The following is a 23,709-nucleotide window of genomic DNA, read 5'->3' as shown; positions in this document are numbered from 1 at the left end:
TACCATGGTTGACGCTGGCTATGTGTTATTCCACATCTACATCGACGATTGAGTTATCCGTGGTACTCAATGCGCCGGGCGTTGTCTCAGCGACCACTATCTCTTGAGAGACGCTGAACGAAATCGGTGTTGTATCTGAGATATCTGATGAGTTCGAGATGTAGACTTTATATGTCCCCGGTTCAATGATCCATTCATCGCCGTTGGGGTCAAAGCTTGCGAGTTCAAATGATGAGATATCAAAGGTCAACGTTTCTGATCCCCCCGGATTTAGCTCAGATGTTTTGGCAAATGCTTTTAATTCGATGGTTGGCTTCTTAAGTTTAACTTCTGGCGCGGTGACATAAACTTGTGCCACTTCTTTGCCTGAAATACCACCGGTATTGGTCACGGTTGCAGATAATGTCAGTTGTCCTGAATAGCCATCACTTAAGGTGTTATTACTTATTGACGCTTTATCAATAGTAAAGGTGGTGTATGAGAGGCCATATCCAAACGGGTAAGCCACGTCGACATCTTTGGAGGTGTAGTAACGATAGCCAACATAGATGCCTTCGTTGTAATAAATCTTGTCTACATCACCATCGCCATCCTCATCAACACCAGGAAAGGAGTCTGCGTTTGGAACATCAGTATAATTTGCAGGGTAAGTTTGCGCTAATTTACCACTAGGGTTGACATCACCGGAGAGAAGGTCTGCCACTTCATAGCCCATCTCTTGACCACCCATATAAGCGATGAGAATACCATCGACGAGATCACTCCATTGTGATGTATCGATAACGCCGTTGTTATTCACTACCACCACCACTTTCTTGCTTTGTTCGTGAAATGCGCTAGAAACTTGAGTTATCATCTCTAATTCATCTGCAGAAAGGTAGTAGTCACCTTCGGTCTCTGTTCTATCTGCGCCTTCCCCTGCCTGACGACTAATGGCTATCACTGCAACGTCATTAGACTCAGCAGATTCCGTTAATAATGTTTCAAGATCACTATTGTCGGTAACCGAGGCTTCATCAATTTCGTAATAGGCCAACGGACCCCAGCTATCATAGTGGGCAATTTTGTTCGCATCAAAATAGGTTTGATACCAAGACATTAAATCTTCATTAACGGTAAATCGTTCGGAAAGACCTGTCGCAATATCGATTGTATATTTGGCCAAAACATTTCCACTGCCTAAGCCTCCTTTGTATGTCGCATATTGAGCGACACCAAACATGGCGACGGTTTGGCTGTCGCCGTCTATGGGTAATGCGCTATCGTTTTTTACCAGCACCATACCTTCAGTGCCCGCACGTCGAGCGACGTCTATGCTAGTTTCAGAATCTGGCACGCCACTGTAATCATAATTGCTGTAAGAAGGCGTTTTTTGCGCTTGTGTCAAAATCCTAACCACGTTTTGGTCGATAATACTCTCGTCCAGATCTCCACTTTCAACGGACGCCTGCAAGTCTTCTTTAATCGCATCACCACCGGCCATGACGAGATCGTTACCTGCCTTCATGAGTTTTGCTGGCGAATCTGTGTCATTGGCAACATCATCTGCTCCCCAATCCGTCATGGCAAATCCCTTAAATCCCCATTCATTGCGTAATATATCCGTCATAGCGTCTTTGCGATGACCAACATATGAACCATTAACTTTGTTATAGCTAGACATAATCGACCAAGGTTCCGATTCGTCTATCGCGATTCTGAAGCCTTTCAGATATATTTCGCGTAATGATCGTGGTGTGGCGACAACATCGACATATAATCGGTTACTTTCAGATTCATTACCAAAAAAATGCTTTAACGTTGCTCCAACTCCCTGAGATTGAACTCCGTTAACGATGGCTGCCGCCATTTTTCCTGAAACGATAGGATCCTCTGAAAAATACTCGAAGTTTCTTCCTGCAAGCGGATTTCTTTGAATATTCATTCCTGGAGTTAGTAAAAAGTCAGTGCCAAGTTCTTTTGCTTCAGCACCTAATTTTTGTGCAAGCTCTTCAACCAGTTCGGTATTCCAAGTCGATGCTAACAATGACCCAATAGGAAATGCTGTTGCATATGAATCAGACAGGTCTTCGTCAACAAGATAAGGCGCAGATTTTACGCCAGCTGGTCCGTCCGATAGCTTTACTGCAGGCAAATCCAAATCATCATTGATGACCCCATTAATAGTACCTACCGCTCCCCATGCGGTATTCTTTAAGTTGATAGGGTCGGCATCTGAGCCAATGTCTGATCCGGATACAACATCTATTTTTTCAGTGAGTGTCATGTTTGATAAATAACCTTCAGCAATATTTTGATAATAATCATCACCTGTTAGTGTGGTTCTATCGTCGTCTGAATCATTACATCCTATTATAATTGTGATAAACGAAATGATAATTAATATGTTGTATTTTCTATGCGTAAAGTTGTGCTTCGTATTCATTATAACTCCTTGTAAATGTTTATAATTTAATTGTTGTGAGTTACTTTCTTCTATGATTAATATAAAATGCATAAAGTTTTAAATTTAAGAAATTAAATAATCATTCATTGGGGGTGTATGAATACAATACTATTTATCGAGTTTTTAACCTTATCATCTAATTGCATGTTTTTACCTTTTAATCACAGCTTATATATTATTTGAATAAGTTCACAATATTGAATTGCTTACCATTGTCTATGTTGGTCATCAATGATACGGTTAAGTTTTCTAATGAAGAAAATCACTGATATGATTTATGTTCCATATTTCTTGTGTAATCAAATCATCGATAAATCAATAGGCAATGGTTTTTCTTACCAAGATGTCATTGAGGTTCTTTCTTTTAAAAATAATTCAATTTATAAGAGAAGTAATAAAGTTCCAATATTAGAATATTACAACTTAATACATAGGGCTGAAAAGTTAGGATTTAATATATTAAAAGTATACAATAAAAAAGAAGATATTTTGTTTAATTACTCGCGCGTATATCCACAATTCGGCATTGTATGTTTAAACAGTAAAAATTTATTATCTGCAATATATTCTTATCTATTAATAAGCGGAGGTGAAGAGTATAATAGTTCTAAAGTTATTCAGGTCAGTCATGATGTAATAAAAATAAAATTTAATCCACCATGTGACAAGTTGAAAAATAGTATTTATTTACCATTAGGAAACATGATTGTGCTAATGGGGCTAGCAAAGTATTATTTATATAAATTTAATGATTATAAAATATCTATGGATTTTATATCTGGAAGTCAACCAACTTTTGAAAGTGAAATAATTAAAGATTTGGAATGCAATGTTAATCTTAATAGATTGAATAATTCAATGTTAATAAAAACGTCACATTTAAAAACTAAATTTGATAACTATAATGAGTCACTATCTTATATCAAAGATATGGGTAAATTTAAGTCGTTTCTATTTAAAGATGATAATGTTTATGAAAATATAGAATTAATTAATGAAATATCAACGATCATAAGTGGGTTTTATAGTCATTCCACTGATGGAAAATGCTCAATTGAATACGTATCATCAAAACTAAATATACCAATTTGGACACTGCAAAGACGATTATCAAAAGTAGATAAAACATATAGTGAAATATTAAATAAAGTACTAATTGACTTAGCCACAGATTATTTGAAGGATCAGGTTTATTCGATAGGATCTATATCTGAAATGTTGGGGTTTTCATCACAAGCCTCTTTTACGCGATTTTTTAAATCGTCAATGAGGATGACACCATTATCTTATCGACATGAGTTTAATCATGCCATTTTCATGAATGTTGATAATGTTTAATTTTATATGAAATTAAGTTTAACTACCATTTTATATATGATTGTTGGGGTTTCTACATCCATTATACCTACTGTATTGTTAACTTATGGAATAAGTCAATTCAATATTATTCGTATTGTCGGTCAAGAATCGGCAACTTGGTGGTTTTCTTTATCTCTAGGCGTGGTCAATTTAAGCTTGATATTTTTAAATCCACTTGGTGGATATTTTTTTGATAAGTTAAATTCTGGATTACTTAGCAGACGCATATGGATTACATTAGGAAGCATTTTCGGTTTTATATCCATGATTGCTTTTTCATATTCATATAATATTCCTATATTAATTGTATTTTGGGTATTAACTAGCTTTTCATATGGATTGGTTTCATTGCTATATTTTTCAATAATACCTGAGTTATATGATTTTGAAGACTATGGGAAGGTGTCTGGATTAATGGGAAGCTTAATCCCTCTTACCATTATGTTACTTAGTGTAATTATTTTTGGTGGGTTTTCTGACCTGTCAGTAAAATATAAAATAATATTGACGGCCTGTATTCAATTGATATTTAACTTAGCGATAGTTTGGTTTGTTGATTTTTCTAAGAAAAATAATAGTCCAGTTAAAATTATATCGATTAATAAGAATAATAAAGATACAACCGCCCCAAAAATTGAGTCGTATAATAATTTTATATGGACTTTGCTTAGTCGGTTATCTATTCATATAGTAAGCTCAGGGCTGAGCATGATGACCTTATTCTACATAGCCAGATTTCATCTTTCTTCAGAGGATGTTTTTAAATTACAATCTATCACTTCATTGGGTATTGTTTTTATGATTGTATCTGGAATAGTCTCTGGTTATGTCTCGGATAGAAAGAGAATCAAAAAGCCATTTATTATTTTTTCCGCGATTAGTCTATCTGTCTGTATGTGTCTTTACTCTATTTCATACTCTATCGTATATATAGTGGTTATATCATATTTTTATCAATTGGTTTGGGGGGTTTTTAATTCTGTAGATCAAGCTTTAGTCAACCAAGTGCTACCTTCCAAAGAACACTGTGCTAAAGATCTTGCCATAATGAATACAACTAATAATATAGCAAAAGCTTTGGTTAGTTTTGCCACTCCAACGATTATATATTTTGGTCGTATATGGATGAGAGATGATGGATATACGCTGTTCTTTTTAACCATGGCAGCTTTTTCTATTCTGTCTGCAATCTTTGTAAGCAAGGTGAATGAAGATTCATACCCTGGGTAAAAGTTTACGCTTCATCATATCATTTTTACCGTGATCGAAACTGCCTCCGTTGTAGTGTAAAACCAGAATTTAAGTTGACCGATAATATTTTTGAAGAGGTCAACACGTAGTGGATTATTTATTTTTGGTAATTAATTATGCTCTGTATTATCTGGCTTATTATTGCTAATAACTGAAAAATCCAGAAGTTACTCGCATCTTATATATTTCTACTGCTATAACACGAATCGTTATAGGTGTTGTTAGTTTTCTATTTTTGATAAGTGAGTAAATATGGAAGTAAACTGCTTATTTTTCTAGCTGGAACTGTAAATAGCACAAGTCTTTGCACCGAAATAAAGGCAAGTGTTCTACGGAGAAAAACGCAGAGCAATAGGTGAAATACTGAGGAAACTATGTGAATGGAAAAATGTGAACATGCTTGAAGCGGAATGTTGCGCGGATCATATCCACATTCTTTTAGAAATACCACCGGCTATTATGCCGGTGGATATTTTTTTACTTTATCCCAATTTTAAATACTCGGACACATGAGTTATTTATCCTCATAGCTGTCGATACTTGGGCAAGAGCAGATAAGGTTGCGGTCGCCGTAGACGTTATCAACGCGGTTAACCGTTGGCCAGTATTTCCAGCGCTTAGTCGCGCTTGATGGGAAACAGCCAAGCTCGCGTGAGTATGGGCGGCTCCAATCATCGCTGGCAAGATCCACTTGAGTGTGCGGTGCATTGACCAGTGGGTTGTTATCCAATGGCCACACGCCATCTTTGACTTGATCCATTTCTTGGCGAATGGCGATCATCGCATCGCAGAAGCGGTCAAGCTCTTGCAGATCTTCCGACTCAGTCGGTTCTACCATCAAAGTACCCGCTACCGGGAACGACATGGTTGGTGCGTGGAAACCGTAATCCATCAAACGCTTAGCGATATCTTCTTCGCTGATGCCTGTCGCTTCTTTGAGTGGACGGATGTCGATAATACATTCGTGTGCTACGCGGCCATTGTTGCCACGATAAAGTACAGGGAAGTGGGGACGAAGACGCTCCATCACATAGTTGGCGTTCAAAATCGCCACTTTGGTTGCGTCAGTTAAACCTGGCGCGCCCATCATTGCAATATATGCCCAAGAGATTGGCAAAATTGACGCACTGCCAAGATCGGCGGCAGAAACCGCAAAGTCGCTGCCTTGAACGCCGTTTTCAATGTGGCCTGGTAAGAAAGGAGCAAGGTGCGATTTAACACCGATTGGTCCCATACCTGGGCCGCCGCCGCCATGTGGAATACAGAAGGTTTTGTGCAGATTAAGGTGCGAGACATCTGAACCGATAAAGCCAGGCGAGGTTAGGCCAACTTGCGCGTTCATGTTGGCGCCGTCAAGATAAACTTGGCCGCCTGCCGCGTGCACCATTTCGCACACTTCTTTCACTTGCTGCTCGTAAACGCCGTGCGTTGATGGGTAAGTGATCATGATGCTAGACAGATTGTCGCGATGCTTGTCAATCTTGTCCGCCAAATCGCCTAAATCGATATTACCGTTGTCATCACATTTCACCACCACCACTTTCATTGACACCATAGAGGCGGTGGCTGGGTTAGTACCGTGCGCCGAGCTTGGAATCAAGCAGACGTTGCGGTGGCCTTCACCACGGCTTTCATGATAGCGCTGAATCGCGATAAGACCGGCGTATTCGCCCGATGCGCCAGAATTTGGCTGCAGTGAAAACTCATCGTAACCGGTGATTTCACACAGTTTCTGTTTAAGATCAATCGCCAGCGCCGCATAGCCTGCCGCTTGTTCGCTTGGCGCAAATGGGTGAATCGCGCCAAATTCCGGCCAAGTGATTGGAATCATCTCTGCTGCCGCATTGAGTTTCATGGTGCAGCTGCCAAGTGGAATCATGCCGTGAGTTAGAGAGAAGTCTTTGTTCTCAAGCTGTTTCAAGTAGCGCATCATCTGAGTTTCACTATGGTGAGTGTTAAATACCGGGTGAGTCAGATAGTCGCTGGTGCGGCGGCATGCTTCTGGAATCGCGGCAAATTCATTACCCGCAATTTCGTTTGACAGCGTCGAGATTTCTTGGTCAACGCCAAACACTTCAAACAGCGCAGCGATATCGGCTTGAGTGGTGGTTTCATCCAAGCTGATGCCAAGCTGATTTGGCAATTTACGCAAGTTAAGATCCGCTTGCTGAGCTTGGTTGTACAGCGTTTCTGTTTGCGCACCAGTGTTAATAGTGATGGTGTCAAAGAAGCTGTTATTGGCCAGTTCAAAGCCAGATTTGGTTAGGCCAGCAGCTAGGATTGCTGTCATATGGTGAGTGCGACGAGCGATGGTACGCAGGCCTTTCGCGCCATGATAAACCGCGTAGAACGATGCCATGTTGGCCAGCAGCGCTTGCGCGGTACAGATATTCGATGTCGCTTTTTCGCGGCGAATGTGTTGCTCACGAGTTTGCATCGCCATGCGCAGTGCTTGGTTGCCGTTGGCATCGATAGACACACCGATTACGCGACCAGGCATGGTGCGCTTATGTTTATCGCGCGTTGCCATAAATGCCGCATGCGGACCGCCGTAACCCATTGGTACGCCAAAGCGTTGTGCGCTACCAATCACGACATCCGCGCCCATTTCACCCGCCGGTTTCAACAGGGTTGAAGCCAGTAAGTCTGATGCCACGGCAACAAGTGTTTTGTTGGCTTGCGCGTTAGCAATGATGTCGGTTAAGTCACGCACTTCGCCTGAGGTGGTTGGGTATTGCAATAATGCGCCGAACACGTCCATGTCGGTGAGGGTATCAATGGCACCAATCACGACCTCAAAGCCAATAAATTTGGCGCGAGTTTTGATGACTTCGATGGTTTGCGGATGAACATCGTCTGCAACAAAGAAGGTGTTGCTTTTGCTCTTACCGGCGCGTTTACATAGCGTCATGGCTTCTGCCGCCGCCGTTGCTTCATCAAGCAGCGAGGCGTTGGCGATGTCCATGCCAGTTAAATCCATGACCATCTGTTGAAAATTCAGTAGCGCTTCTAAGCGGCCTTGAGAAATTTCTGGCTGATAGGGTGTATACGCGGTGTACCAACCTGGGTTTTCCAGTACATTGCGAAGAATCACGTTTGGCGTAAAGGTGTTGTAATAGCCCTGACCAATAAAGGTACGCTTGACTTGGTTCTGGTTAGCAAAGTGTTTCATTGCCGCCAGCATGTCGGCTTCGCTTTTCGCCGGCGCAAGCGTCATTGGCGCTTCAAGACGAATTTGGGCGGGAACGGTTTGATCAATCAATGCATCAAGGCTTGGCGCGTTAACCGTCGCCAGCATTTTTTGTTGATCGGCTGAATTTGGTCCGTTGTGACGGCCGACAAATTCGTTTTGGGTGCTTAGGCTTTGAAGTAATTCTGTCATGATTTCCTTTACCTTCTCAGGCGATACCGCACTAATCAGGGTATTGCTTTCCTTTACATCGTTGTCAGTAAAGACTGACCAAGAAAAAAGCTGCCCCATCATCGGGCAGCTTTATATTCAATGACTTATTCGTCTTCGATTGAAGCGCTGTACTCGTCAGCGTCTTTCAGATCGTCAAGTTCAGCTGGGTCGGCCAACTTAACTTTTACGATCCAACCGCCTTCATACGGTTCTTCATTAATCAGTTCTGGGCTATCTTCGAGCTCTTCGTTGATTTCGATGATTTGGCCAGTCACAGGCGCGTAAATATCAGAAGCAGCTTTAACCGACTCTACCAGAGAGAAGTTTTCGCCTGCTTCGATTTCTGCATCGACTTCGGGTAAATCGACAAATACCACGTCACCTAGCATCTCTTGCGCATGCTCAGAAATACCGATAGTTGCAGTGCCGTCGCCGTTGTCACGAACCCACTCGTGGCTATCGGTAAATTTCAGTGTCTTGTCCATTTCTAAATCTCCAAAAATACTTAAGTATGAAAATGTTATTGGTAAAGCGGAAAGCGATGGCAAAGCGTTTGCACTTGTTTACGAACCTGTTGTTCGATCTCTGCATTGCCTTGCGGATGGGTGATCAACCCATCCAATACATCACCGATCCAATGACCGATAAGTTTAAATTCTTCAACGCCAAAGCCGCGTGTGGTTCCGGCTGGGGTGCCCAAGCGAATCCCAGATGTAATCATAGGTTTTTCTGAATCAAATGGAATGCCATTTTTGTTGCAGGTGATCCCTGCGCGCTCAAGGGCTTGTTCTACTTGGTTTCCTTTCAGCCCTTTAGGGCGCATATCAACCAGCATCAAATGAGTGTCGGTGCCGCCAGTTACAATATCGCAGCCGCGAGTTTGTAACACTTCGGCCAGCACTTTGGCGTTGTTAATCACGTTATCGATATAACGTTTAAATTCGGGGCCCAGCGCTTCACCAAACGCCACCGCTTTAGCGGCGATGACGTGCATTAACGGCCCGCCTTGTAAACCCGGGAAAACGGCAGAATTGATTTTTTTCGCGATCGCCTCATCATTGGTGAGGATCATCCCGCCGCGAGGGCCGCGCAGGGTTTTGTGCGTGGTGGTGGTGACCACATCGGCGTGTGGTAGTGGGCTTGGGTGAGCGCCAGTTGCCACAAGGCCTGCAATATGCGCCATATCGACCATTAGTAGCGCGCCGACTTCATCCGCGATTTGGCGAAATTTGCCGAAATCGATTTGTCTTGGAATCGCCGAGCCGCCTGCAATGATCATTTTCGGCTGATGCTTAATTGCGAGTTCGCGCACCGCGTCGTAATCAAGTTCGAGGGTTTGCTGGTTAACGCCGTATTGAACGGCATTGAACCATTTGCCAGATAGAGCAGGGCGCGCGCCATGAGTTAAGTGGCCGCCAGCATCGAGCGACATGCCCAAAATGGTGTCGCCGGGCTCTAGTAACGCCAATTTCACCGCGCCGTTGGCTTGAGCACCTGAGTGCGGTTGAACGTTTGCGTAGCCGCAACTAAAAAGAGTTTTAGCGCGCTCGATAGCAATACTCTCAATGGTATCAACGTGCTCACAACCGCCGTAATAGCGACGTGCAGGATAGCCTTCAGCGTATTTATTGGTTAGGCAGGTGCCTTGGGCTTGCATGACCGCTTTTGAAACAATGTTTTCTGAAGCGATCAATTCGATTTGATCGTTTTGACGACTGAGTTCCGCTTGGATTCCCGCAAATACCGCATCATCTGTCGCGGCGAGCTGAGTAGAAAAGAAATGTTCGAGGCTGTAATTTGAATAAGACTGACTCATGTAAAACCTTCCATTCCATAGTGGGTTAGTTAGTCTGCTTAAAGACGCTCTATTTCAGTCGCTTGGAGTACTTTGGTCGCGGCTAAGCCGTGTGTATTTTGCGGCGGCGCGTTCCATTTCCCAACCTAACAAGCTGGTAACATAGCCGTTGTCCTAACAACAATCAACCAAAAATTTCCTATAGGAAACATAGTTTCTGTTTTTGTTAGCGAGAGCACGGTATATTTATTCAGCTTGGCTATCTTCATTAAGTCGCATGATGCACAATGGCTAATCTAGGAGCCGTTCCTACAGGAAGTTTAATCATAAAGAGGGGATTATGTCCCAAGACATCCACGATGAATACCCGTCCCTAACGCTCGAAAAAGAGTCTCTTGAGCAGGCTATCGAACCGTTGAAATTGGGTGAACGAATTAAAGAGATTCGCAGCCGCTTAGGGCTGACATTAGAAGAGGCCAGTCAACGTACTGGGCTTGCGCGCTCGACGCTGAGCAAAATTGAAAACGAGCAGATCTCACCGACGTTCCAAGCGATGCAAAAACTCGCACATGGTTTGCAGATTGATATGCCTCAACTCTTTGAACCACCAAGAAAAAAAGTCGCTACTGGGCGTCGCGATTTAACCCGTAATCAGCAAGGGAAACCGCACCCGACTCAAACCTATGAACACGAGCTTTTGGCGACGCAATTATCGAATAAAAAGATGATGCCGTTTAAGAGCCGCATTCGTGCACGAGCGTTTGAAGAATACAGTGATTGGGTTCGCCATGACGGTGAGGAATTTCTGCTGATTTTATCTGGCCAAGTGATGTTCTATTCTGAGTTTTACGAGCCGGTGAAAATGGATGCCGGTGACAGCGTCTATTACGACGCCAATATGGGCCATATGTTGGTGTCTGTGAGCGAAGAGGATGCGCAAATTCTATGGGTGACGGCGAAATAATCGCCACTTGGTTAAGTTTCCTATAGTGAAAGCAAACGGTTGCTTTGGCGTAAACGTGGTCAAATTAGCGCTATTTCGAGACTAAGATCTTCGAAATAGCGCTTTTTATTTGCCCATAAACCGGTTGTTAACTTGTTAAACTTCACGTTTTGCATGCTTCTGAGCTTGTTAAAGCATCAAAAGCGCGGCATGCTGTTTATTATAGGAAACACGAATTGCATTAAGCAAACCGTCAACCCAAGAGCCAACTCAAGCCTCAGGTTACGTTTATGGAGAACAACATGACTCAAGAACTATTAAAGACCCCGTTACACGCTGTGCACTTAGACGCTGGTGCGAAAATGGTACCGTTTGCAGGCTACGATATGCCGGTTCAGTATCCGCTCGGCGTCAAGAAAGAGCACCTTCACACCCGTGATAACGCCGGTTTGTTCGATGTGTCTCATATGGGCCAGTTACGCCTGCACGGCGCTGGCGCAGCGCAGTTTTTAGAGTCATTAGTACCGGTCGATATTATCGATCTGCCTGCAGGGAAACAGCGCTATGCGTTTTTCACTAACCCTCAAGGCGGTATCATGGATGATCTGATGGTTGCTAATTTAGGCTCGCATCTATTTGTGGTGGTTAATGCGGCGTGTAAACAACAAGACATCGCTCATCTGCAAGCCCATTTGCCAGAAGGTGTTGAATTGGAAGTGATCAGCGATCGCGCATTGCTGGCTCTGCAAGGCCCGAAAGCGGCGCAAGTGCTGGCACGCTTTGCGCCACAAGTTTCCGATATGTTGTTTATGGATGTGCGTGAGCTTGAAATTGCTGGCTTGCAATGCATTGTCAGTCGCAGCGGTTACACCGGCGAAGACGGTTATGAAATTTCTGTTGCTGAGCAAGATGCGGCGGCGCTGGCTAAGTTGCTAACGGGTGAGCAGGAAGTTGAGTGGATTGGTCTTGGCGCACGTGATTCACTGCGTTTAGAGTGTGGTTTATGCTTGTATGGTCATGACTTAGACACAACCACGACGCCAGTGGAAGCAAGTCTACTGTGGGCGATTCAAAAAGTTCGCCGTCAAGGCGGTGAGCGTGAAGGTGGTTTTCCAGGCGCCGATGTGATCCTTAAGCAAATTGAAACCAAAGATGTGGCGCGTAAACGTGTTGGCTTAGTTGGCCAAACCAAAGCGCCTGTGCGTGAAGGTACTGAACTGTTTGACGGCGAAGGTAAAAAAATTGGCGTGGTGACCAGTGGCACTGCAGGGCCAAATGCAGGTAAACCCGTTTCGATGGCGTATGTACAAAGTGATTTTAGCGCCCTTGATACTGAAGTGTTTGCGGAAGTACGCGGAAAAATGCTGGCGATGACCGTGGCTAAAATGCCCTTTGTTCCTCAGCGCTATTATCGCGGCGTGTAAGCCAAAAATGTCAATTTAGAAAATGTGACCTTATTGCTAACATTACGTAAATTTAAGTAAAGCTCCTATATAGGGAGCTTTTTTGTGTGTGGTGATAGTTATAATGAGCCGATAATTTTTTAGTTGGTGTTTGCAATGAAACGAACTACTTTGCTGGCATTTACGCTACTTTCTGCGACGTCATGTTTTGCTGCATCTGATATTTCTACATATATCGTTAATGGTGAAGATGTCGATGTTGCAGACTATCCATCCACCGTAGCGTTTTTTTTGGATACGATTGAATACGATGGTTACTATTATACGGGTAGCTTCTGTGGTGGTACTTACCTTGATTCAACCCATGTGTTAACTGCAGCCCACTGTTTTTATGATGACGAAGAAGCTCGCTTGTTTACTGTGGCTGTCCCATATTTACAGAATGAGTCTGACTACCCATATGATGTACAACGCATTCGAATCAGTGAAATTTACTATCCTGACGACTATGCAAGTGATGCAAGTCAACTCTATCCAAATGATATTGCAATTGTCACGCTTGAAGAGGCGATGAGTAGCGGCTCAGCGATCACTCGAGCAGATAGTGAGGACTATCGTTCAACGGAAGAGTCATTCTTAGCGGTTGGGCATGGTAATACAGCTACGGGTGTTGACAATGCAGACTCTTTACAGGCAGCGTCTTTAACTTATGTCGCTAATGCTACGTGTCAGAAAGCATTCTCGGATGGAGAGGCACTAACGAGTAAGCAAATCTGTTTTACAGGCGACTACAGCGAAGCAAGTGGCTTAAAAAACGCGGTGTGCAATGGTGATTCTGGTGGACCTGTCTATTGGCAAAATACTGATACAGACACTTTGACCCAAGTTGGAGTTACCAGCTTTGGTCCTTCGATCTGTGGTAACGCATCATCGACAGTGACGTCAGTTTTTACTGAGTTAACCGATTACGCTGATTGGATTGATGAAGTATTAGATGGTCAAATCGAACCGACATTAACGTCGACAGAAGATGAGCGTGAGTCTTACTTCAGTGAATCGAGTGTGGCAGGCAGCGGTAGCGACTCGTCCACAGATGAATCCACAATTGCTAGCCTTTCCTCTAGCGGCGGCAGCTTTGGCAGTTTATGGCTACTGATCTTAATGCCACTTGCGATGCTGAGAAGGCGTCAACGCTAGAGCTCCGATGTTTGGCTTTTACAGCGCATCATTTAAACGGGTGACCTACACTTTGGTGAGGTTACCCGTTTTGTTTTAGAGGGCATTATGAGGCGTTATGGTCTGTTAGCCGCCAGTTGCTTATACTCATTCTCAAGTTTTAGCGTTGAGATTCAGCCTTTTATTGTAAACGGCTCCGACGCCAGTATTGCTAACTACCCATCATTCGCAAGTTTATTCTATCGTACCGATTCTGTGTATAGCCCCAATAGTTTTTGCGGTGCGACCATTATTAACGCGAACTATGTACTTACCGCGGCGCACTGCGTTTATGAAGATCAAAACACCATGCTCTATACCGTGATTGCGCCGCAGCTTGAGGATGAGAGCGACTTCTTAACCAGTGAGCAAGTTAGGGCGCAGGCGTTTTATTATCGAAGCGACTATATCGATACCGAAGCTGCGCTGTGGCCTAATGACATTGCGATCATCAAAACTGCCAGTGCGATGAACGTTGATGATTATTCAAGCTTTATCAATACCACTTACAACAATACTTATCCCTCATACGGCAGCTTTATTGCGGTCGGGCATGGTTATATCGCAGGTAACCAACAAGGTGGAACCCAGTTGCTTGAGACCACGCTTAATCTAGTCAGTTATGCCAATTGCCAAGCCTACTTTGGTGATGCAATCAGCCGCTCGCAATTGTGTTTCTCAGGCGAGGTAACCGATGGATATCAAAATGCGACCTGCAGCGGCGATTCTGGCGGACCGGTGTATTGGTTTGACGGTGCAAATTACCATCAAATAGGGCTAACGAGTTTTGGCACTTCTGTATGTGGTAAGGAAGATGCAACCGTAACGTCGGTATTCACTGAACTCTACGATTATCAAGGCTGGATCAGCCGCGTGATTAATGGTCAAGTTGAGCCCAAATATTACGTCGCGACCCAAGATGGTCAACGCGTATTGATTCAAAACGGTGCAACGACTCAATCAGAAGTAACGAGTAAATCTTCTGGTGGTGGAGTCTTAGATTGGAAGCAGATCACACTATTTGTTTGCATTTTAATACTTCGCAGCGGTGCTTGGGGTCGTGACTTGCTGCTTCAATTGTCTTTGTTGTCACGAAATTTGCGCCGAAAAGTACCAATATGCCCAAATCTCAAAGATAAGATATATTTAATAAATGATTGATTGTAAAGTTTAATTAAGGCAATGAAGTCGTTTAGTGCGGTTACGACTGTGTTGACTAATTATGCCTAAACGATAGTTTTAACTTTACACATCGAAGTCGAGCTGGAGAGGTTCAAAATGACAACTAACACGACTCATCAATTAACCTTGTTATCAGATGTCAGCATGCAGTCGAAACTATTCAAGGATTCGTTAGAAAAAGGTATTCAGTTAGATGTAAACATCGTGTCAGTGTCTGAGTTGGCTCAAGAAAACGCTTCTCAGCCGGATCTGGGTGACTTTGTACTGATTGATTACCATTATCTGGATGATGAAAAGTTCGAAATGTACAACCAAGCTAAGTCGTCGCTAAGTAATAACATTCGTGAGATCGTGATCAACTGTCCTAAAGACGTTGCATCATCACATTTGTTTAAATGGCGCAATTTAGTGGGTGTTTTCTATGTTGACGATGACTTGTCACTCCTTTTGAAAGGAATGCAGAAGATCATGCAAGACGAAATGTGGTTATCGCGCAAGGTTGCTCAGGATTACATCGAGCATTTCCGTTGTGCAAATACGGTGACCACATCTCAAGTTTATGCGAATTTAACTAAGCGTGAAAAAGAGATTATTCGCTTGCTAGGTCATGGGGCGTCGAACTTACAAATTGCTGATGAGCTGTTTGTAAGCGAGAATACAGTAAAAACGCATTTACATAATATCTTTAAGAAAATAAATGCGAAAAACCGCTTACAAGCACTGCTTTGGGCGAACAATAACATTGCATTAGAAGAACGAGTTTGATGTAAATGAGAAAAAGGGAGCTTCGGCTCCCTTTTCATTTTTAACGGCACGTCATTTTTAGCACCACTTCATTTTTAGCCCAATGTGATTTTGCGCATCATGGCCATTACCGTCACATTTGTGTGCTCGTTTCTGAAATGGTTAGGGCCCGTCGATACGGGACCCAAGAGGCTTAGAAACGTTGACGTTAGTCGTAGATGGTTGGAATCGGTTGGCGCTTATGCTGCGTCGCTTTGTAGATGCTGATGAGTTTATCGGCGACGTAGTCAGCAACCGGTTTCCCCTCTAGGAAGTCATCTATCTGATCATAAGTTAGGCTTAGTGCCTCTTCATCCGCTTTCTGTGGCGAGAGCTCTTCTAAATCGGCGGTTGGTGTTTTGGTTACAAGCAGCTCAGGCGCGCCTAAGGTGGCTGCGACTTCGCGCACTTGGCGTTTACTCAAGCCAAACAACGGGGCAAGGTCACAGGCGCCGTCACCGTATTTAGTGTAAAAGCCAGTGATGTTTTCTGCCGAATGGTCAGTCCCTAGCACCAATCCTCCGGTGTAACCCGCAATCTCATATTGAGCCACCATGCGCGCACGTGCTTTGACGTTACCTTTTACGAAGTCGACTTTAGACTCATCTTGTGGCAAAAGGCCTGTATCGGCCAGTGCGTCATGAGTAGAAGCATGGATGCCGTCGACGCCTGCTTTGACATTCACTGCGACAGAATGGCTTGGCTGAATGAATTGCAGCGCGATTTGCGCTTCCTCTTCATCTTTTTGTTCGCCGTAAGGCAAACGTACCGCGATAAATTGATAACTTTTTTCAGATGCGGTTTCGTTGAGTTGCTCAACGGCTAACTGAGCGAGACGTCCACAGGTGGTCGAGTCGATACCGCCACTAATGCCCAATACCAGTGTTTTACAACCGGATTCTAACAATTTGCGTTTAATAAAATCGACGCGGCGGGTAATTTCAAAATGTGGATCAATTGACGGCAATACGCGCATCTCATCTCGGATTAACTGTTCCATTAGTATCTTTCCTGCAGCAGTGTTATTCATGGGTCTATTAGTAGTATCATACCGGAATAAGAGAATTAGAAAACTGAGAACACTGTTTTCAACGATAAAAGGTACCCTGATGCTCAAAATTGCGGTTTTTGGTAGTGCGTTTAATCCGCCTAGCCTAGGACACAAAAGCGTCATCGAATCGCTCAGTCACTTTGATAAAGTGCTCCTCGTTCCGAGTATCTCTCATGCTTGGGGTAAAGAGATGCTCGATTACAATAAACGTTGCCAATTACTTGATGCCTTTATTTCGGACTTGGATCTGCATAACATCGAAAGAAGTAATGTTGAAACCGAATTGCACGTGCCAGGTGAGAGCGTGACGACCTATTCAGTTTTGGAACGCATACGACAAATTTGGCCAAAATCTGACATAACATTTGTCATCGGACCAGATAATTTGCTCAAATTTCATAAATTCGCTAAATGTAATGAGATATTAAGTCGCTATTATGTGATGGCGTGTCCAGAAAAGGTGCCGGTCAGAAGTACCGAAATTCGCAATCGTATCGAAACGGGAGCGAGTGTTGATGACCTAACCACACCCAGTGTCGCCGCATTGCTCAGACAAACGGATTGGTATCACTAATAAGTAAGGTGTAAAGGAAATGAAAAGGTATTGTGTCGTCGGTTTTTGCCTTTTTAGCATTCAAGCGTTTGCTTGTGAACTTTATCAACCTGAAAAAACTGACGTAGCGCCTGGGCAAGCTGATTCAGTCTTGTTTCATTCCACACAAGGCCTGTGCTTTTCTCTCGTCGATGGGCTTGATTACAATCCAAATAAACAGAAAGAGCTCAATGGCTTATTAGAAGATGGCGACGCAAAAAGCTCTGATGGTTATTGGTCCGATTGGATTTTAAATAGCGAGAGCAATCCCGTTTTGACCCAGACGTTAGCCTCCAGTTATTTTGGTATTGGAGTTTGGACGCCGTCTGATCTAGAAAGTAACTTCGCTTTTGACCATGCCGAAGATTGGATTCGTAACCATGGGCTGCAGTTTAGTTTAGGGTTTGGAGACAAAAAGCCTGGCGAGCCGCGCATGCGCATCGATTATCGTTGGCACGAAATCTACGATGGCGATGTGATGATGCAGATCGAATTGCCGTTTTAGTCCTTTGAGGCGGGATAACCATTTTGGCTAGTAATGAAGTCATTCTCAGTAAAGAAAAGCACTCAATTCGTTGTTATTTTTCCTTCATCCGCATACAATGCCCGTCTTGCAAAGTTTGAAGCATCCGTATTTGCCCATCAACTTTGACAACGAATTACTGCTTACGAGCACAAATACACTGAACATGTGTTGCTTGGTGTGCAACACCACTGTAAAGGACAAAACATGCCTATTATTACTCTTCCTGACGGCAGTCAGCGTCAATTTGACAACCCAGTTTCTACTCTTGAAGTCGCACAATCTATCGGTCCTGGCCTTGCTAAAGCAACCATCGCTGGCCGCGTTGACGGTAATCGCGTCGATGCTTGCGATCTGATCGAAAACGATGCGAGCCTTGAAATCATCACCACCAAAGATGAAGTGGATGGTTTGGAAATTGTTCGTCACTCATGTGCTCACCTTTTAGGTCACGCGCTAAAACAGTTGTACCCAGATGCGAAAATGGCCATCGGTCCGACGATTGATAACGGTTTTTACTACGACATCGATCTTGAGCACTCGTTAGCTCAAGAAGATCTTGAAAAAATCGAAAAGCGCATGAAAGAGCTGGCGAAAACCAAATATCAGGTTGTTAAAAAGAAAGTCAGCTGGCAGGAAGCTCGCGATACCTTTGAATCGCGTGGTGAACCTTACAAAGTCGAAATTCTGGATGAAAACGTCGCGCGTGATGATCGCCCAGGTTTGTATCATCACGAAGAATACATCGACATGTGTCGTGGTCCTCATGTTCCAAATATGGGCTTTTGTCAACACTTTACGTTGTTAAACGTTGCAGGTGCATACTGGCGCGGTAACAGCGACAACAAAATGCTGCAACGTATCTACGGTACCGCTTTCCACGATAAAAAAGCCCTTAAAGCGCATCTGACTCGTTTAGAAGAAGCGGCGAAGCGCGACCACCGTAAGATTGGTAAGCAACTTGACCTATTCCACATGCAGCAAGAAGCGCCGGGTATGGTGTTCTGGCACCATAATGGTTGGTCAGTTTTCCGCGATCTTGAAGTGTTCATTCGTCATAAGTTGACCGAGTACGGTTACCAAGAAGTGAAAGGTCCACTAATGATGGACCGCGTATTGTGGGAACGTTCTGGTCACTGGGACAAATACGCTGATGCGATGTTTACCACGTCGTCAGAAAACCGCGAATACGCCATTAAGCCGATGAACTGTCCAGGCCACGTACAGATCTTTAACCAAGGTCTGAAATCGTATCGTGATTTACCACTGCGCATGGCGGAGTTCGGTTCATGTCATCGTAACGAGCCATCTGGCGCACTTCACGGCATCATGCGTGTGCGTGGCTTTACTCAAGATGACGCACATATTTTCTGTACTGAAAGTCAGATTCAACAAGAAGTCACTAACTGTATTAAGATGGTTTACGATACTTACCAAACCTTTGGTTTTGATAATATCGTGGTGAAACTATCCACTCGCCCTGAGCAACGTGTAGGTAGTGACGAGATTTGGGACCAGTCTGAAGAAGCGCTAAAACTGTCTTTGGAGTCGATGGATATTCCTTACGAGATCCAAGAAGGCGAAGGTGCATTCTATGGCCCGAAAATCGAGTTTACTCTGTATGATTGCCTTGACCGTGCTTGGCAGTGCGGTACTGTACAACTTGACTTCAACTTGCCGGGCCGTTTAGGGGCGACTTACGTTGGTGAAAACAATGAACGTCTTGTCCCAGTAATGATTCACCGTGCAATTTTAGGCTCATTAGAGCGTTTCATCGGTATTTTGATCGAAGAATACGCAGGATTTTTCCCAACTTGGTTGTCACCAGAGCAAGTTGTGGTATCAAATATTACAGACAAACAGTCTGATTATGCTCAGGAAGTTGCTCAAAAACTGCAAAAATGTGGAATTAGAGCAAAAGCGGACTTGAGAAATGAAAAGATTGGCTTTAAAATCCGCGAACATACTTTAAAGCGCGTACCGTACATGCTGGTTTGTGGTGACCAAGAGATGGAAGCCGGTGAAATTGCAGTTCGTACACGCAAAGGTAAGGATCTCGGTAAATTTAAGGTGGATGCGTTTGTTTCTTACATCCAAGAAGAGATTTCGAGCCGTAAGCTCAATCTGGAGGAATAAGCTATTAAAGGTGGAAGACGTGGCCAACAACCGGCCAAACAAAACCCACACCGTCTGAACGGTGAAATTCGTGGCGTTCGTGAAGTTCGTTTAACTGGCGCTGATGGTGAATCAGTTGGTGTCGTATCAATTCAAGAAGCTGTGGCAGCTGCTGAAGAAGCAGGCATGGATCTTGTTGAGATCAGCCCAAATGCTGAGCCACCTGTATGCCGAGTGATGGACTACGGTAAATTCCTCTTTGAGAAGAGCAAGGCTGCTAAAGAGCAGAAGAAGAAGCAAAAACAGATCCAGATTAAGGAAGTTAAATTCCGTCCTGGGACTGATATAGGTGACTATCAGGTAAAACTACGCAACCTGACTGGTTTCCTAGAAGAAGGCAACAAAGTGAAAGTTACTATTCGCTTCCGTGGCCGAGAAATGGCTCACCAAGAGATCGGTGTTGACGTTCTAAACCGTTTGAAAGAGGACACAGATGAAATCGCTGTGGTTGAATCTTTCCCTAAACGGATTGAAGGTCGCCAAATGATCATGGTGCTTGCCCCTAAGAAGAAGTAATTAACGGCTTACAAGTATTAAAGCTCAGCCGTGTTAAGCGACTGGGCTTTATTCGCCCTAATTACGTTGTTATTAAACTACTACAATGCGGAGTTCTTCATCATGCCTAAGATGAAAACCAACAGAGGTGCTGCTAAGCGTTTCAAGAAAACTGCTGGCGGTATTAAATACAAGCACGCTACTAAACGTCACATTCTGACTAAGCGTACTACTAAGAACAAGCGTCAACTACGTCCTAACTCAATCCTTCCAAAATGTGAAGTGGCTGCAGTTATCCGTATGTTGCCATACGCTTAATTCTTTTTAGTTTATTTATCGTTTAGTTTAGGAGAGACATAATGCCTCGCGTAAAACGTGGTGTACAGGCTCGTGCACGTCATAAGAAAGTTCTAAAACAAGCTAAAGGTTACTACGGAGCACGTTCACGTGTTTACCGCGTAGCTTTCCAAGCAGTCACTAAAGCTGGTCAATACGCTTACCGTGACCGTCGCGCTAAGAAACGTCAATTCCGTCAACTATGGATTGCACGTATCAACGCGGCTTCTCGTCAAAATGGTCTATCTTACAGCCGTTTCATCAACGGTCTTAAGAAAGCATCAATCGAGATCGACCGTAAGATCCTTGCGGACATCGCGGTATTCGACAAAGCTGCTTTTGCAGTGCTTGTTGAAAAAGCAAAAGCTGCTCTTTAATTTAGTAGCTTAGGTTTAAGAAAAGGAGAGCATTTGCTCTCCTTTTTTGTGCCTATAAGTTGGAGAGTGGGCTAAGCACGCCGCTCGCACTGCGATCAATAACGTGGGTGTAAATCTGTGTGGTTCGAACATCAGAGTGACCCAGTTGCTCCTGAACGGTTCTGATATCTGCGCCTGACTCAAGCAGATGCGTTGCGAATGAGTGACGTAGAGTATGGCAGGTTACATTTTTATCAATCTTGGCTTCAAGTGCCGAATGCTTTACTGCTCTCTGCAGTGCAACTTCATTTATGTGATGGCGCCGTTTGAGGCCCGATTGAGGATCGATACTGAGCTTGTTCGATGGAAACAAATAGTGCCAATTAAAGTCCATTTCGCATCCAGGATATTTGCGATTTAACGATTCTCGTATCCACACGCCGGCATAGCCTGGAGTATGAATATCTTTCTCGTAATACCGCTTGGCAAGTGCTTGTTGCTCTTTGATGAGTTGATGGGTCTCTTTTGCAAGAGTGACAATTCTATTCTTGCCTCCTTTACCTTGCCAAATACGAACGGCGCCAAAATCAAAATCGATATCTTGGATCCTCAAACGAACGCATTCCATCAGTCGTAATCCTGAGCCGTAAAGCAACATAATGTGGAGTTTATATCTCGGGTCGATATGTTGAATGAATCGTCTCATTTCGTCTTTAGTCAACACCACAGGAAGCTTTTGCGCTAGGGTAGAGCGCTGAAAGCGTAATTCGTCTCCGAGTGGTTGCTTAAAGAAATCACGATAGAGAAATTGCAGTGCATTTAGCGCCAATGCCTGGGTTTTGGCGGCAACCTTTTGCTTAACGGCGAGGTGAGTTAAAAACAACTCTACTTCTTTGTCTGAGAGTTTTGACGGATGCTGCATATTGTGAAATACGATATAGCGTTTGATCCAATCCAAGTAGGCTTTGATCGTTTTCTGTGAGTAGTAGCGACTTTGCATATACTCATTAAGTGCCAAAATAAACTGAGATTTCAATCCGGTATGCCTGTACATGTATCCATGTGAGTATCTTAAGGCTTTAGTCTAGAACTAGTTGACATAGTGCAACCTAATTGCGAACTCGATACGCTATTTTCATACTATTTATTCTAAATTTTCAGAAAGTTGTGTGAGCATTCAATCGGTAAGTAACGGAAAAATGTGACATAGTTTGAGTCAGAAAATGCTACAAATAGATGTATAGATAGCGTTAGCACTACAAGGAAAGTTTCGTGGATTGGAAACACATAAAATTTATATCAGCTATTGTCGGTATTGTCCTAATCGCTGCACTTGCCTTTGTTCTAGGGGTTAGTTTTGGGGTTACTTACGATAAAGGCACCCTAACTGAAATTGTTATACCTGCTCTAAGTGCTTTGGGAGGTTGGGTTGCTGGTCTAGGTGCACTTGGTGCAGTTTTTACTTCTCTGTGGCTTGCAGAGCAACAAAGGAAAAACAGTGGAGAGAAATTGAAGTGTGTATTTGACGTATTCGTAATTCAGGGGGAGCTTGATGATGCATTAGGTGTTGTAGTGACGAGCACTGGTAATAAACCAAGCAATATAAATTCGATAACAATACACTCTTCTGATTCAACTGTTGCAATGTCAATTCAACAGTTTGAGCCATCAAGTGCAGTTTTACCTACTTATTTACCTTACGGACAACAAGCATCATACCTTTTGTCATCTGACTTTAAACAACATATCAATAGTTATGTTGATAAGCATTGCTCCGGTTCATATCACAATCTGTTTTTATCAGTCAACACAACTACTAATTCCTTCAAGGTCAAATTTGGTAAAACTGTGCTAGAGCACTTGAAGTAGTGCTAACAAACAATTTAAGAGTGATTCCTAACGCTTGGGACTTTTGGTTCTAATTTGAGTACAGTGTTTACGGTGGTTTGGTTGAGTTTCGTGGTAGCGTTAGTCACACCTTAATTGGGCGTTATGCGTCACAGGGAAATTCATGTCAAAAGTAATATTGAAAGGTTTTATTTTAGTTCCTGAGTCGGAGCTTGAATTAGTAAAAAATGAGTTGGTAAATCATAAACGACTTACTCTCGAAGAGCCGGGTTGTATCATATTTAACGTTATCCAAAATTCGGAAAATCCTCTTCGTTTCGACGTTTATGAAGAATTCAAAGATAAAGTGGCTTTTGAACGACATCAGAAAAGAGTCAAAGCATCTCATTGGGGTAAAGTGACCGTAAACGTTGAACGTCACTATGAGATTTTGGAGTAAACGCATAACAAACTGTTCAAGCAGATTCGGCATGCGTGGCATTTTTGGTTTGCAGTGATTTTTGTGTTTATGGAGTAGTGCAGAAGCTTTTGTATTGCATGCCTCACTACTTAA

General features: G+C 43.4%; 21 protein-coding genes and 1 pseudogene. 16 read left to right on the top strand and 6 right to left on the bottom strand.

The window, feature by feature from the left end:
• Positions 1 to 25: 25 nt before the first annotated feature.
• Positions 26 to 2,425, bottom strand: a complete 2,400-nt coding sequence (locus BLS03_RS18285; RefSeq protein ID WP_093277314.1) for a glycoside hydrolase family 3 N-terminal domain-containing protein — start codon at positions 2,423 to 2,425, stop codon at positions 26 to 28.
• Between the two features lie 273 nt (positions 2,426 to 2,698).
• Here BLS03_RS18285 and BLS03_RS18280 point away from each other — a divergent pair, with 273 nt between their 5' ends.
• From BLS03_RS18280 to BLS03_RS18270, 3 genes and pseudogenes are all read left to right on the top strand, one after another.
• Positions 2,699 to 3,784 carry a helix-turn-helix domain-containing protein gene (locus tag BLS03_RS18280; protein ID WP_176765630.1) on the top strand — a complete coding sequence of 362 codons (1,086 nt, stop codon included), beginning with the start codon at positions 2,699 to 2,701 and terminating at the stop codon, positions 3,782 to 3,784.
• Between the two features lie 6 nt (positions 3,785 to 3,790).
• Positions 3,791 to 5,035 carry an MFS transporter gene (locus BLS03_RS18275; RefSeq protein WP_093277308.1) on the top strand — a complete coding sequence of 415 codons (1,245 nt, stop codon included), beginning with the start codon at positions 3,791 to 3,793 and terminating at the stop codon, positions 5,033 to 5,035.
• Between the two features lie 339 nt (positions 5,036 to 5,374).
• Positions 5,375 to 5,560: pseudogene (locus tag BLS03_RS18270) on the top strand (transposase); the annotation flags it as partial.
• Between the two features lie 10 nt (positions 5,561 to 5,570).
• On the opposite strand, the gene gcvP reads toward BLS03_RS18270, so the two are convergent.
• The 3 genes from gcvP to BLS03_RS18255 form a co-directional block, all read right to left on the bottom strand.
• A complete protein-coding gene (gcvP, locus tag BLS03_RS18265; protein ID WP_093277305.1) occupies positions 5,571 to 8,438 on the bottom strand; it encodes an aminomethyl-transferring glycine dehydrogenase in 2,868 nt (955 codons plus the stop codon).
• A gap of 125 nt (positions 8,439 to 8,563) precedes the next feature.
• Positions 8,564 to 8,944: a glycine cleavage system protein GcvH gene (gene gcvH, locus BLS03_RS18260; RefSeq protein ID WP_093277303.1), complete on the bottom strand. Its 381-nt coding sequence runs from the start codon at positions 8,942 to 8,944 to the stop codon at positions 8,564 to 8,566.
• A 35-nt stretch (positions 8,945 to 8,979) separates the two neighbouring features.
• Entirely contained in the window at positions 8,980 to 10,275 is a 1,296-nt protein-coding gene (locus BLS03_RS18255) for a serine hydroxymethyltransferase (RefSeq protein WP_093277300.1), read from the bottom strand.
• A 319-nt stretch (positions 10,276 to 10,594) separates the two neighbouring features.
• On the opposite strand from BLS03_RS18255, the gene BLS03_RS18250 reads away from it, so the two are divergent.
• From BLS03_RS18250 to BLS03_RS18230, 5 genes are all read left to right on the top strand, one after another.
• Positions 10,595 to 11,218: a helix-turn-helix domain-containing protein gene (locus BLS03_RS18250; RefSeq protein ID WP_093277298.1), complete on the top strand. Its 624-nt coding sequence runs from the start codon at positions 10,595 to 10,597 to the stop codon at positions 11,216 to 11,218.
• Between the two features lie 281 nt (positions 11,219 to 11,499).
• Complete coding sequence (gene gcvT / locus BLS03_RS18245; RefSeq protein ID WP_093277295.1) at positions 11,500 to 12,621, top strand: glycine cleavage system aminomethyltransferase GcvT; 1,122 nt, start codon at positions 11,500 to 11,502, stop codon at positions 12,619 to 12,621.
• Between the two features lie 135 nt (positions 12,622 to 12,756).
• On the top strand, positions 12,757 to 13,797 hold the full coding sequence (locus tag BLS03_RS18240; protein WP_093277292.1) for a S1 family peptidase: 1,041 nt from the start codon (positions 12,757 to 12,759) through the stop codon (positions 13,795 to 13,797).
• 87 nt (positions 13,798 to 13,884) lie between these two features.
• Positions 13,885 to 14,976 (top strand): S1 family peptidase, encoded by a 1,092-nt coding sequence (locus BLS03_RS18235; protein WP_093277290.1) that lies wholly within the window; start codon positions 13,885 to 13,887, stop codon positions 14,974 to 14,976.
• Positions 14,977 to 15,093: 117 nt separating this feature from the next.
• Positions 15,094 to 15,762: a LuxR C-terminal-related transcriptional regulator gene (locus tag BLS03_RS18230; RefSeq protein ID WP_093277287.1), complete on the top strand. Its 669-nt coding sequence runs from the start codon at positions 15,094 to 15,096 to the stop codon at positions 15,760 to 15,762.
• 187 nt (positions 15,763 to 15,949) lie between these two features.
• On the opposite strand, the gene nadE is transcribed toward BLS03_RS18230, so the two are convergent.
• Positions 15,950 to 16,780: an ammonia-dependent NAD(+) synthetase gene (gene nadE, locus BLS03_RS18225; protein ID WP_093277286.1), complete on the bottom strand. Its 831-nt coding sequence runs from the start codon at positions 16,778 to 16,780 to the stop codon at positions 15,950 to 15,952.
• 109 nt (positions 16,781 to 16,889) lie between these two features.
• Here nadE and BLS03_RS18220 point away from each other — a divergent pair, with 109 nt between their 5' ends.
• The 6 genes from BLS03_RS18220 (at position 16,890) to rplT (ending at position 21,329) form a co-directional block, all read left to right on the top strand.
• The gene (locus tag BLS03_RS18220) at positions 16,890 to 17,405 is read left to right on the top strand and encodes a nicotinate-nicotinamide nucleotide adenylyltransferase (protein ID WP_093277283.1); all 516 of its coding nucleotides are present in this window, start codon (positions 16,890 to 16,892) and stop codon (positions 17,403 to 17,405) included.
• A 19-nt stretch (positions 17,406 to 17,424) separates the two neighbouring features.
• Positions 17,425 to 17,928, top strand: coding sequence for a hypothetical protein (locus tag BLS03_RS18215; protein ID WP_093277280.1), 504 nt, complete (start codon positions 17,425 to 17,427; stop codon positions 17,926 to 17,928).
• Between the two features lie 225 nt (positions 17,929 to 18,153).
• On the top strand, positions 18,154 to 20,082 hold the full coding sequence (gene thrS, locus BLS03_RS18210) for a threonine--tRNA ligase (RefSeq protein WP_093277279.1): 1,929 nt from the start codon (positions 18,154 to 18,156) through the stop codon (positions 20,080 to 20,082).
• Positions 20,083 to 20,085: 3 nt separating this feature from the next.
• Positions 20,086 to 20,637 carry a translation initiation factor IF-3 gene (infC, locus tag BLS03_RS18205; RefSeq protein ID WP_093277276.1) on the top strand — a complete coding sequence of 184 codons (552 nt, stop codon included), beginning with the start codon at positions 20,086 to 20,088 and terminating at the stop codon, positions 20,635 to 20,637.
• Between the two features lie 102 nt (positions 20,638 to 20,739).
• Complete coding sequence (gene rpmI / locus BLS03_RS18200) at positions 20,740 to 20,934, top strand: 50S ribosomal protein L35 (RefSeq protein ID WP_093277519.1); 195 nt, start codon at positions 20,740 to 20,742, stop codon at positions 20,932 to 20,934.
• A 41-nt stretch (positions 20,935 to 20,975) separates the two neighbouring features.
• Positions 20,976 to 21,329, top strand: coding sequence for a 50S ribosomal protein L20 (gene rplT, locus BLS03_RS18195; protein ID WP_004727974.1), 354 nt, complete (start codon positions 20,976 to 20,978; stop codon positions 21,327 to 21,329).
• 52 nt (positions 21,330 to 21,381) lie between these two features.
• Here the strand turns inward: rplT and BLS03_RS18190 are convergent, their stop codons facing one another.
• Positions 21,382 to 22,344 (bottom strand): integron integrase, encoded by a 963-nt coding sequence (locus tag BLS03_RS18190; RefSeq protein ID WP_093277515.1) that lies wholly within the window; start codon positions 22,342 to 22,344, stop codon positions 21,382 to 21,384.
• Positions 22,345 to 22,580: 236 nt separating this feature from the next.
• Here BLS03_RS18190 and BLS03_RS18185 point away from each other — a divergent pair, with 236 nt between their 5' ends.
• On the top strand, positions 22,581 to 23,177 hold the full coding sequence (locus tag BLS03_RS18185) for a hypothetical protein (RefSeq protein WP_093277272.1): 597 nt from the start codon (positions 22,581 to 22,583) through the stop codon (positions 23,175 to 23,177).
• Positions 23,178 to 23,319: 142 nt separating this feature from the next.
• Entirely contained in the window at positions 23,320 to 23,595 is a 276-nt protein-coding gene (locus tag BLS03_RS18180) for a putative quinol monooxygenase (protein WP_093277269.1), read from the top strand.
• Positions 23,596 to 23,709 lie beyond the last annotated feature (114 nt).

This window comes from Vibrio xiamenensis (assembly GCF_900100015.1).
GTDB classification, from domain to species: Bacteria; Pseudomonadota; Gammaproteobacteria; order Enterobacterales; family Vibrionaceae; genus Vibrio; species Vibrio xiamenensis.
The sequence above is the reverse complement of the archived record's forward strand: the minus strand, read 5'-3'. Positions and strand labels throughout refer to the sequence as shown.